The following is a 12,176-nucleotide window of genomic DNA, read 5'->3' on the forward strand; positions in this document are numbered from 1 at the left end:
AGACCATTCCCTGCAGATTGTTTGTTTCTTAAAAAATACCGCCCTACAGTAAGGACGGTATTTTTTCTTTCATTATTTAGCTGTTTTTGTTTCTTGTACAAATGTTTCTCCGCTTTTGCGCGCTTGGATATCAACGCTATGTTCTGGGTATTCTTTTTCAAGACGTTCATAGTATTTTTTACTTATTTTTTCAGCTTCTTCTTTTTTCATGTCTTCCGTTACTTCAAAGTCTAGCAAGACAAAGCCACCTGCATCTTCAGTAATGATCAAACTTACTTCTGATACCCCTTCTTCTTTCTCAAACTCTTCTTTTAACTCATCATTAGTAGTTGTTGTTTCAGATTTATCTACAGGCTCTTTCACAACATTTTCAGTTGGTTCGGTTTGTTCCTTGTCCACATCTGTAGCTTTTTCAGTATCCGCATTACAAGCTCCTAATAATAGAAGTGATAGACTTAGCGGAGCAATAATTTGTCTTTTTTTCATGGTAAACCGACCCTTTCTTTTGGTAACTATACTGTGTATCCTATCATATCTGTAAAACCTTGACAAATAAACCGATACTATGAAACGTGCAGTTAAACGGTTGCGTGACTAAATGACTATATTCAAATATCAGTGTTTTTTCTCGCATCTATACCAATTGACCGATACAGAATATATACGAGAATTTTGAAGGTGGAACAAATAGTAAAGAGTAGATAGTGTGCTATTTTCACATGGAGTATAGCAATCTCAGCGGAAGCAATCGCCTAGGTAACTGACAGCGTAGTGAAGACTATATTAGAAAGAAATTTAGTGCACCGTTTTACATTCCACACACCAATCTTCCGTCAACGTTCACCAGGTTTTTGAAGAATGATAAACGGGTATGCTATATAGAGCAACTATAATGAGGGAGGCTATACAATGGATGAACTGATAAGCAAAACATTTATTGGTGTGTATTATAACGACGCTGACCTTCTAAGCAAGATAGAAGAATTAAAAGTGACCGGCTATCTCGATGATAATATTTATGTAATTGCTAAAAATGAAACTGACGTAGCTATGCTACGCAGTAGAACAGGTGCAGACGTGTACTCCGCATATGTTACGTGGACAGATCGCTTTATGGATTTCCTAACAGGTGAAAATCATATTAAACAAATGATGTATGGGATCGGGATGGATACGGATCAAGTAGACCGCTATTACGAAGAAGTTCAACACGGTGGCATGATGTTATATGTAGATGAAGGTTGGGCTTTCAGTGTATATTCGAAAGACAAGACGTTCCAAACAGATAGATTATCAAATCATGCGCCTAGCCCTGTCACCGATTCCACTAAAACAACAATTCCATTCATTGAAGATATAGAATCTGAACCGTCTTATGGCGGATATGAACCACTGCAAAACCCTGCACATCCTGAAGTGTTGAAGTCAACTAGCCAAGCTGGGAGCATTCAGACAAATAATTTAACTTCTAAAGAAGAGCGTACCGTATTATCCGAACAAATCGAGCATGAAGATTCTGCTGCTTTCCCTAGAGAATGAGTACTTTCGTGATGGGCCTTCCTTTCCTACAGGAAGGCTTTTTTGCTTTTTTGCTTTGTTACAATCTGTTTACAAAACGCTATTCTTGTAACCCCTTCTTAATATGAACGTAATGTTTACCCTGTAAGCTGTCGTGTAAGATATAACTTGCAGCTAGAGAGTGATATATAATGTTTCGGAGGAGAATTATTCATGAAAAAGTTTTTATGTTCAATTTTGATGGCATCCGCCATGTTCGTCGGATTCACTGGCGGGACAGCCGATGCAGCAGGTAAAGCGACAGCTAAGAGTGGTACATACATAACAGTACATAATGCGAATGTTCGAGCAGATGCTGGAACCAAACATAGAAGAGTCTTTACATTGAAAAAAGGTACACGTGTCCAACTGACACATCAAAAATATGCAGGTAAGCAATTGTGGTATAAAGTAAAGATTAACGGTAAAAAGGGATATGTTTCAAGTTCCCTGTTAAAGAGATCTACAGGCAAGGCAGTAGCAGCGGCTTCTAGTGCTAAAAGTGGAGGATCTGGTGTTGTGAAAACAGCAATGAACTTGCGCGGAATTCCGTACCGTTTCGGCGGCACTACAACTAGAGGATTCGACTGCAGTGGATTCATTCAGTATTCATTCAAGAAAAATGGTAAGTCTGTATCTAGAACAACAACTGGGCAATTCAATCAATCGTCTAAAATTAAATCCCCAAGACCTGGAGATCTAGTATTCTTCCACAACACATATCGCAAAGGGATTTCCCATGTAGGAATCTATGTTGGAAACAACAAATTTGTTCATGCTGGTGGCAAGAAGTCAGAGGTTGTCAGCCTAAACAATCCGTACTGGAAATCTAAATTCAATAGTTTCAGAAGAATATAATCCATAAAACGACCCGATGAACATTCATCAGGTCGTTTTTTTACTCAATTGAATGGATTTTTCCACGCTCGTCTTTATAGACTACATGATGTCGTTCAAACTTTGTTGGAGAATCCAAGCCCGCAGCCGCAGCCACTCGGAATAACCCTTCCCTCATCGTCAAAATATAGTTGGTTACACGGAATTTCTTTTCTTCTATTACAAGCGCTCGCTGTAAACTTTTATCCGTCGTGGCAACACCGGCTGGGCAAGTATTCGTATGGCACCGCTCTGCCATGATACAACCTACCGAAATCATGAAGCCACGTGCAACTTGTATTAGATCGGCACCTAAAGCCAATGCAATTGCTGCTTTATCAGGTGTGATGATTTTCCCTGATGCAATAACTTTTACTCGGTCCCGCACTTCAAACTTACGCAGCGCATCATCTAATAGAATAAGAGAAGAACGAAGTGGTAAGCCTACACTATCCGCCAAGTCTTGATAAGTAGCCCCAGATCCTCCTTCCGCGCCGTCTAGCGAGATAAAATCAGGCCCCATACCTGTTTCCGCCATATATGATGCCAGTTCTTCAGCATCTTGTTTTCCTCCAATGACTATTTTAATCCCTACTGGTTTACCACCCGCGTGACGGATATCTTCAATGAATGAAAACAATGTTGGATAATCGTGGAACTGTTTAAAACGGTTCGGACTGTTGATAGAAGTATAAGCTTTCACATTTCGTATAGCCGCAATCTCTTCTGTGACTTTCTCTCCCTCTACGTGCCCTCCACGCATTTTTGCTCCTTGGGCTAACTTGATTTCAAATGCCTTTATTTGTGGTATTTGTGCTTTCTCTTTTATTTTGTTCATATCGAACTGCCCATCTTCTGTTCGGAATCCGAATAAACCTGACCCGATCTGCGCAATGATATCGGCTCCACCTGCTAAGTGGTGGTCTGATACACCACCCTCCCCTGTGTTCATCCAAGCACCTTGGGCCATACCAATCCCTTTGGATAGCGCAGTGATTGCATGATCTCCGAGTGCTCCATAACTCATCCCCGATTGCCCCAACAAACTGCGCACGACAAATGGATGCTCACAATTCGGACCTAATACAATCGCATCTTCCTCAGGTAACAACCAAGGCAATGTTGTCAATTCTTCGCGGTGTTCTTTACGCGAGAATAAATTGTCAGTATCCACTTCATAGCGCATAGTTTTTATTAGACAATCATTATCCACACGCATTTCTTCATTTTGCTTCGTAAACATGGCATTACGAATGTAGTGACCAGGCTCCTGAAAGTCGCGTTTAGATCCAAAACCGATGATACTGTTTAAATACTTCCCCGGCATCACCATATGTAAATATTCTTCACGGCTGAATGGCTTGCCGCTGTTGTCATCATTGAATAAATACTGCCTAACCTCTGGCCCCGCCTTCTCAAACATATAGCGTACTCTACCTAAAATGGGATAGTTGCGCAAGATTGCGTGCTGCTTTTGACTGCGATCAAAAAAATATAGAAAAATTCCAATACTGATCGGGATCGCCAATATGATTAGCACTACCAATGAAGTCGTGAAATTAATTCCTTCCAACCAATTCATAGCCTCACTCCTTTCTAATTGTCTGTACTGTACCTGTACCCTTGATAAGTAGCTGACTAAACGTAAAAAAGCCCTAATCCTTGAATGACTCTCAAGGATTAGGGCTGGATCTTGCTAGATTATTGATGTGTAACTGAAATTAGATTAGTTGCTTGCAGGAACATTTACTTCGATCGTTTTTGTACCAACCGGTGTAGACTGTCCTTCATTCTTCACACTTACTACTAGAGTACCTTGCGCACCAGCTTTTACAGTACCAACAAGTTTACCACCGTCTAATTGTAACTCGGTAACATCGTTAGTACTACCTGAATAGCTTTTTGCAACTGTACCTAATTCAATTTTTTTGTCATTGTTCGTAATGAAAATATTACCCTCATCATCAATACCTGGAGTGAATTCCGTTGATGTTAATTTAATACCTTCTGTTTTAAGCACTTGCATATCGACAGCTGAAGTAGTTATGGACTTAGTATCTTCAAATACTACTGATGAAATAGTTGGAGTCGAATCCGTTACTGTAATAGTAGCCGTCGCTCTTACAATATTTCCTTCTTTAATTTGAACTTCAGTAGTACCTGCTTTTACTGCTTGAACCGTTATAACACCTTTATCATCCTTAGCAACTGTCGCGATAGTATTATCAGAAGACGTAACGCTGTATTGAGCCATCGGGATCAGATCTTTACCGATAAGGAAACCTTGGCTATTGTATTTATTCCATGCTAGTTTGACTGTACCATCTTGTGAACCATCAATTGCATCAATCGTTAGATCGTCAGTTGCAGTGATGGTTTCCAACTTTTTAGTAGCCACTACATTATCTTCTGAACCAGATACCGCAATTGTACCTAGTACTGCGTCACCAGATTTAACTAGAACAGTAGTAGATCCTGCTTTTAATGCTTTCACATTTACTGTTGCAAGGCCATTTTCAGTCGATCCTACAGTAGCAGTTGCCACGTCAGTATCTTTAGGTTCTACAGTCAGTTGACCATTGAAAAGATCGCCGTATTGATCTTTTACTGTTACAGTGATTTCTTGTGTAGCGTCTTTGATTAACTTAGCTTCAGTAGATGAAAGTGTAGCGCTTGTTGCCATACGTTTGCCCACACCAACCGTTAGTTTAATGTTTTTCGTTACATCGCCGACTTTAGCTACAATCGTAACTTCTCCAGCACTGATTGGCGTCACTTTACCATCCGTACTGACTGTTGCTACGCTTGGATTAGAAGATGTGTATGTTGCAGCTGGATTATCCTTCGTTACACCATTAAGTGTTACGGCTTTTGTTACTTTAACATTGGCCTGGCCATCTTCAAGTGAAATCTTACCACTGTTCACCACTGTGCTGGCTTGTGTAACTTCAACTTCCGTAATGTCAGCAAACGTAGCATCGAAGTCTACTACTTTAACATCTACTAATTCTGATTCAACTTTTTTTCCATCTTTGTCCGTAATAACAACTTTATAAGAGAAGTCATTGCCCACTGCAAGTGCCTTCAACGTACCAGTTGCCTGCTCTGAGAACACATCCGGTTTAGTAGACTGGAACGCAACCGTATAACCAGCATCCGTTAATTTCTTCATATCAACCGGCTTACCATCAACGTTGAACGCTAACTTCTGACCAGCCTCTTCAGCTTTCACTTGAGTAGTAGTAGCTGTAACTTTTTCTACTTTAAACTCATACGTGAACTTATAAGAAGTAACTACGTCTTCTTCGCCTTCAGCTTCTGCTTTAGTCGTCAAGTTAAGAGTCATTTCTTTACCCGACGTTAGTTCGTTTTTTAACTCGAGAGTTGCTTTTGTACCGTCTTCGTTCGCTTTGAATGAAGCCAGTTCATTTCCTTCAATTTTCAACTGTTCAGCTTTCAACTCTTGTAAGTTCTTACCTGTTAGCTCAAGTTGTTTTTCACCGATTGCAGTAACAGCAGTGATTTCCGCTACTTCGGGAGCTTCTGGAGTTTCAGATACTTCTACTTGAATAGTTTTATAAAGGAATGAAGCGAATTGTGCACGAGTTGTTGTTTCTTTCGGTCTGAAGTTTGGTGCAGCTGGGTTCGTAATGTCGAAGTAGTCTAATACGTCGATTGCAGTACGTGCTTCAGCTTTCGCCTTATTCAAATCTACTACATCTTTATCAAATTCTTGTCCTTGAACGTAAGATAATAAGTCAGTTTTGTTAACTGAATCATATGCACGAACTAATACAACCGCCATATTTTCACGGGTAATAGAACCAGCCGCGCCTAATGATCCATCTTCATATCCTCTAAATACATTGTTATCCTTTACGATTGCCGCTGATTGCAACAATTCGTCATTTGACTTCGATGTTAAATCTGTGAAGCGTGGATTTGTTTTATAGTCTGTCGGAATTGTATAACCTTTTGATACAAGCCATTTTCCCATTAACTTTACTACGTCAGAACGCGTTAAAGTCTTATTAGGCTTGAATGAACCGTCCGGATAACCACTGATAACACCTTCTGCTGCTAGTGCATCAATTGCTTCCTTATGTGAGTTAGTGTCGGCAACGTCATTAAAATCTGCTGCGCTGACTACTGGTGCCACCGCTGATGCAACTAATGCCGCTGATGCTACACCTGTTAGATACTTGCTGTACTTCTTTTTTGATTGTGATTTCATTAAATAATTTCCTCCTTTAGTTCGTTTATAAGCGTGATTGCTGGTTGGTTGTAGAGCAGCAGAAAAACCACTCTCTTACTCTCATACCCTCTTTTCCATTAAATAATCCAGCAGACTATTAAATAAATAAAGTATATGAAAGAAAAAAGTGATTACTAGCTACTCCACTTTATATTAGCATACTTTTCCACGATTGGTAATGGCAAATGATGGATAGCTAGTACAGATTATGGAACCAGCAACCTGAATGTACTATACAACTTGCATATTACATTCAGGTAACAAGCTTGTAACTTTGTAATGTCAAATAAAAATATAACTTGCTTGCATCAGAAGTTACTTTTCATGATACAATCCCCATATGAAAAAATTACTTGCTCTTCTCTTACTTATAAGCATATTAGTCGGGCTATCCATCTCATCCAGTCAGACATATGAACAGCAATCGCTTGTCTCTACATTACAAGAGTTGCTACCGGGGGAACCCGGGAAAGCTATCCTATCCACGTGGGAATTCAGCTATTGGAATAGAACGATCTCTATTGATGAACGTGGATATTATCACTTTGTTGAATTCCTGATCCGAAAAGCTGCACATTTCTTTACATTTGGTTTTTTAGCTTTGGTAATTTATTGGCTATTACCTAAAAGTACGGGGCGCTTATTATTGGCCGCTTTATTTACCTTTCTGCTAGCGTGCGCTGATGAATTGCATCAATACTTTACAGGAGGCCGCACTGCAACCATGCAAGACGTGTATTTAGACACAATTGGCGCTGTAACATTTCTTTTACTAGTAGCTATTGTTCGTGTAATAAAACGCTCTCGTAAGAATTGGTTCTATAGTCATATTTAGATTTTTAGTATTCCTAACGTTTTTATGAGCATAATACTCTATGTTATGCTAGTGACGAAACAGGAGGGTAATTAATGAATAACTCAGGTGATCAGTTCATACTTTCGCTTAGCTATATTTCCATAAACCGAGTCGTGGACCGCTTAGAACAAACCTATCAAAAGTCTTACCACACGATTTGTTTATTCCGAGATCGGATTACGACGTCCCAGAGAACTTTCCCTTTACAACATGTTTTTGATTTATCCTACCGCCCGTTCTCAGGACAATCAGGATTGTTTTACTTGCACACAAATGAAGGAGTTTTTACATTTGAAATTGAAGAGGAGCCAGAACACTTCATTTCTCTATTCAAACAAATCCAATCAAAATAAGAGTCTAATAGTGTATAATTCAACGTCCTACTTCATAATTTGAAATAGGACGTTTATACTTTTATTGGTCGGGGTATAAACAACTAAATAACAACGGAAATGAAATAAAACATTCATTAAAATGGCCTATTTGATTCTATCTATTTATTCTTAAAATGATATAATGTAAATGTATTCCAAATACAGAAAACATGATGAATGTACTAGTAAAGAGACTGTTACTTCCTATATTGGAGGAGAGAAACTATGGCGGGGAAAAATGAGATAAACGCTGTGCAGCGTAAAATTAACGAAGTAAAAAATGATGGACGCCATGACCTAGTCATTGGACACGCAGAAGATTTATTAAGTAAAGGTCTATTGTTTTCAAATAAAGAAGCTGTTTTATCCGCTCATTACATTTGCGCTATATCCTATTACTACGTTGGTAATTTTGAAAAAGTTCTTTTTCATATAGAAGAACATCACACACAATGTATTTCGTATGGCGAGAAGTCTGATTGGATGCGCTCCTATTATTTGCAATATTTTGTCAGCTCATTTGCATTGGATTATACTAGGGGACAAAAATTACTAGAAGATATGCTATCCATCGCGCTAGAAATTGAAAACTATTCATATATTAGCATGGCATACAGTCAGCTAAGTCATCTATATAATAAAATAGAACAATACGAGAAAGCTTCGGAGTTTGCGCAGCTAGCCATTTCTTTCGCAAAGAAGAAAGGTGTGGACAGAGAAATTTTAATGATCCGAGCTCATTTATACGCAATTGAATCCGCTATCAATCTACAAAGCCCCAATTGCGCGATGACTAGCCTACATTATTTAAGCCAATTCCCTACTATAGACCATCATCCTCGTGAATTAGCAGTTCTTGAAATTTTGAAAGGCAGATTTTATGAGTTTATAGGTGATTCTAAAAAAGCCTTCCATTTTTATACCAACGCCAAAGAACGAGAAGAAAAATGGAGAGATTACACCCTCCTAAAAGAAATTCAGCAAAAACGCATTGTGTTAGCCGAAAAACTGTGTAGCTTTGATGAATTAGCCATCATCCAGAAAGAATACATTAATTTACTGCATGAAATTGAAGACAGTTGCTGGGTAAAAGTAGCACTCGAATTGCAAATTCGTTTGCAAAGCTCTGCTATTAAAACTAGTGAAAACTTGGATTACTTAACAGGTATCTATAACCGAAAGTATTTGGAAGAAACGACTAATTTATGGTTGACCGAAGCAACAGTAACTAAAAAATCCGTTGTGTGCTTGGTCTATGACATCGATAATTTAAAAGCGATTAATGACACATATGGCCATCTAATTGGCGATGAAGCGATTAAATTCGTAGCGCATACTTCTATGAGTGAAATTAGAAAAGAAGATGTACTTGCTCGATTCGGTGGTGATGAATTCGTTTTAGTAATGCAAGACATTTCATTAGCAGACGCAATAAAGAAAGCTTCTTTACTCGCTAGAAAAATTGAGTCTTTGTCTACTTCTTCTAATGTGATACCCATTCCACTTACTATTAGCATAGGGCTTAGTGACAATAAAATGTGTAGCGAGCAATCTTTCAATGAATTGTTTCATCTAGCTGATCTTGCTCTATACAAAGCAAAAGAGAATGGCAAAAACCAAGTCGTCTCTTTCACATAACCTAAACATGATGCCTATAAATTGGGTTTCATGTTTTTTTGTTAATGAGAAAGTATAAAAAATCGTACGCACTATTCAAAAAAGCTCACGCAGCAGTTACGATGTGTGAGCTTTCGATATCTTAGTTCAATACTTTTACTTTTACATTTTTGCGTCCCCATTCGTAGGCACGTGATTTATTTGGAATGAATACGTCAATTTTATTCCCTTTGATTGCTCCGCCAGTATCTCCAGCGATAGCATATCCGTACCCTTCAACGTGGACTTTAGTTCCTAATTCTATAACTCGTGGATCTACTGCAATGACTTTCAAGTCAGGATTTTTACGTAAGTTCAAACCTGTTCTTGTAATACCTGAACAACCATTACAATGTGCTGTATACGCTGTTGCACTTACCATAAGTTCTTTAGAGACATTCGCTCCATTTGAACGTGAAGGTGTGTTTTGTTTCTTCGGAGTACTAGCCGCCACTTTAGAAGACTTTACTAAACGTAATTTTTGTTTTGGATAAATAACTGTCGATTTTAAGTTATTCCATTGTTTAATATTTGAGACAGACACTTTATGTTGTTGTGAGATTTTATATAGTGTGTCACCTTTTTTAACTGTATGAACTGATGCTGCAGCAGACGTTTCGTTCATTCCGCTTGTGAATAGTGTGATGAACATGGCTACTGTCAATGCAAATACTAATTTCTTCAATATGCCACCCCTAACGATTTAATAGCTTTAGCTTACCAAGACTATATTACAAAAAGATTACAATCGTGAAACAATGCCGTGACATTGGTACGTCTTATGTTACAAATGGCAGGTTTCTAGTCAGATTTGTATGACAAATGAAGTCTTAAGACCCATAAATTACTTTGCATTTGGGTAGCTCCATACGTTTTCAAGTGTTAATTGGATAAAACGGGGTAGTAATAAAACAGCATAAAACATTATCTATAAGAACTAGAACAAAGTATATTCATAAATTAAGAGCCAACTGGCAAAGACTTTCTGTTGTAAATCAAAAGAAGTCACTACGGAGGCTTTTTTATTGGCCAAAATGACTTTAAATTATGTCTTATGGTTTCTTTCCCCCTATATGAGGGAATGATTGAATGACCGTAACTATTTATAGACAAGAGAGGTGCGTTACATGCCAGTGACACGGAATCAAGACGATGTTTCACGAGCGATTATACAACTGATTAAAGATGGTAATCTGGAATCCTTAAAAAAAGCAATTGGTGAACTAGAACCTGCGGAAGTCGCTAATCAATATAAACGATTGCCGCTAAAACGACATACTACATTTTTGGAAGTACTAGATAAAGAAACTTTAGTACACATGCTAGGCTTTCTTTCGAAAAATGAACAATTACGAGCGTTAGATTTAGTAGGACCAGTTCGTTCCACTGAACTACTGGAAGAAATGAAAGGTGAAGACCTATCTTATCTTTTGACCGACCTTTCAGATAAACAAGTGGAGAAACTCATAGCGGATTTGCGACACGAAGAAAAAAGAAATATTCGACAGCATAGAAAATATCCGAAAGATTCCGCTGGACGTATTATGACGACGCGGTATGTATGGATTCACCAGTCATATACCGTTGAGAAAACGATTGAAAAGCTTAAGCATTATGAAGCATTTGCCCATTACTTAAATTACGTCTATATCATTAATGATGAAAAGCAATTAATTGGTGTACTTTCTTACCGGGATTTATTACTCGCACATGCAGATAGCAATGTAACAGAAATCATGGAAACTGGTCTCGCCAAAGTATTCGATACAACGGATCAAGGCGATGTAGCCAAAATGATTGGACGATTTGATTTCGTCTCACTACCCGTTGTCAACGAAGAGAATGTCTTAGTAGGAATTATTCGCACTGATGAAGTACTCGATTTAGTTGTTAGAGAGGCAAATAAAGATATTGAAATGCTTTTTGCTTCCGGTAAGTCCATAGACTTCAATACAAAGCCTTTCGTAGCAGCCTATCGTAGACTTCCTTGGCTGATTCTTTTATTATTTATCGGACTTGTTTCAGGCAGTATCATTTCCAAATTTGAAGCAACGTTGGAAGCCGTTGTCGCCCTCGCTTTCTTCATGCCGATGATTGCTGGCATGACCGGTAATACAGGAACTCAGTCTTTGGCGGTCGTTGTGCGTGGTCTAGTCTCTGAAGACTTGGATATGAAAAAGTCCTTGCATTTAGTCTTTCGTGAATTAATTGTCGGCATTATATTAGGTGTCGTTTGTGGTGCCGCTATCGCAGTGATTGCTTATGTATGGCAAGGCAGTTTTACACTTGGATTAGTTGTAGGTTCGTCTTTAGTCGCTACACTGATTATCGGAACAATTGCAGGAACAGTTATTCCTTTGATTCTCAATAAATTTAAAGTAGACCCTGCCGTAGCTTCTGGTCCTTTAATTACTACGATTAACGACATTCTGTCGTTACTGATTTATTTCGGAATAGCTACAATGTTCATTTCGAAATTAATGTAGTTGAATATTCTGACTTATATGTATATAATCAGAACATTCAGCATAATATAATGTATTGAAAGGTTAGTGTAAGGTTGTAGTAAGGTTGTTGTAATTTATCTCAATTTGATGCCAAA

At 38.4% G+C, this 12,176-nt stretch carries 10 protein-coding genes; 6 read left to right on the plus strand and 4 right to left on the minus strand.

What is annotated here, in order from left to right; all coding sequences use genetic code 11:
* Positions 1-72 precede the first annotated feature (72 nt).
* Positions 73-486 carry a cation transporter dimerization domain-containing protein gene (locus tag CSV75_RS16285; RefSeq protein ID WP_099675420.1) on the minus strand — a complete coding sequence of 138 codons (414 nt, stop codon included), beginning with the start codon at positions 484-486 and terminating at the stop codon, positions 73-75.
* Positions 487-909: 423 nt separating this feature from the next.
* Here CSV75_RS16285 and CSV75_RS08065 point away from each other — a divergent pair, with 423 nt between their 5' ends.
* Positions 910-1,539, plus strand: coding sequence for a YflT domain-containing protein (locus CSV75_RS08065; protein WP_099675421.1), 630 nt, complete (start codon positions 910-912; stop codon positions 1,537-1,539).
* Between the two features lie 192 nt (positions 1,540-1,731).
* The gene (locus CSV75_RS08070) at positions 1,732-2,415 is read left to right on the plus strand and encodes a C40 family peptidase (RefSeq protein ID WP_099675422.1); all 684 of its coding nucleotides are present in this window, start codon (positions 1,732-1,734) and stop codon (positions 2,413-2,415) included.
* A 40-nt stretch (positions 2,416-2,455) separates the two neighbouring features.
* Here CSV75_RS08070 and CSV75_RS08075 read toward each other — a convergent pair whose 3' ends face one another.
* Both CSV75_RS08075 and CSV75_RS08080 read right to left on the minus strand, forming a co-directional pair.
* The gene (locus CSV75_RS08075; RefSeq protein WP_099675423.1) at positions 2,456-4,015 is read right to left on the minus strand and encodes an FMN-binding glutamate synthase family protein; all 1,560 of its coding nucleotides are present in this window, start codon (positions 4,013-4,015) and stop codon (positions 2,456-2,458) included.
* 144 nt (positions 4,016-4,159) lie between these two features.
* Positions 4,160-6,667 carry an S-layer homology domain-containing protein gene (locus CSV75_RS08080; RefSeq protein WP_099675424.1) on the minus strand — a complete coding sequence of 836 codons (2,508 nt, stop codon included), beginning with the start codon at positions 6,665-6,667 and terminating at the stop codon, positions 4,160-4,162.
* Between the two features lie 361 nt (positions 6,668-7,028).
* Between CSV75_RS08080 and CSV75_RS08085 the strand changes: the two genes are divergently transcribed.
* The 3 genes from CSV75_RS08085 (at position 7,029) to CSV75_RS08095 (ending at position 9,556) form a co-directional block, all read left to right on the plus strand.
* Entirely contained in the window at positions 7,029-7,523 is a 495-nt protein-coding gene (locus tag CSV75_RS08085) for a VanZ family protein (protein WP_099675425.1), read from the plus strand.
* A 74-nt stretch (positions 7,524-7,597) separates the two neighbouring features.
* The gene (locus CSV75_RS08090; protein ID WP_099675426.1) at positions 7,598-7,897 is read left to right on the plus strand and encodes a hypothetical protein; all 300 of its coding nucleotides are present in this window, start codon (positions 7,598-7,600) and stop codon (positions 7,895-7,897) included.
* A gap of 246 nt (positions 7,898-8,143) precedes the next feature.
* Positions 8,144-9,556 carry a GGDEF domain-containing protein gene (locus tag CSV75_RS08095; RefSeq protein WP_099675427.1) on the plus strand — a complete coding sequence of 471 codons (1,413 nt, stop codon included), beginning with the start codon at positions 8,144-8,146 and terminating at the stop codon, positions 9,554-9,556.
* A 121-nt stretch (positions 9,557-9,677) separates the two neighbouring features.
* Here CSV75_RS08095 and CSV75_RS08100 read toward each other — a convergent pair whose 3' ends face one another.
* The gene (locus CSV75_RS08100; protein WP_099632201.1) at positions 9,678-10,259 is read right to left on the minus strand and encodes a LysM peptidoglycan-binding and 3D domain-containing protein; all 582 of its coding nucleotides are present in this window, start codon (positions 10,257-10,259) and stop codon (positions 9,678-9,680) included.
* Positions 10,260-10,701: 442 nt separating this feature from the next.
* Between CSV75_RS08100 and mgtE the strand changes: the two genes are divergently transcribed.
* Positions 10,702-12,060: a magnesium transporter gene (mgtE, locus tag CSV75_RS08105; protein ID WP_099675428.1), complete on the plus strand. Its 1,359-nt coding sequence runs from the start codon at positions 10,702-10,704 to the stop codon at positions 12,058-12,060.
* The last annotated feature ends 116 nt before the right edge of the window (positions 12,061-12,176 follow it).

The sequence above is a fragment of the Sporosarcina sp. P18a genome (assembly GCF_002743135.1).
GTDB lineage: Bacteria > Bacillota > Bacilli > Bacillales_A > Planococcaceae > Sporosarcina.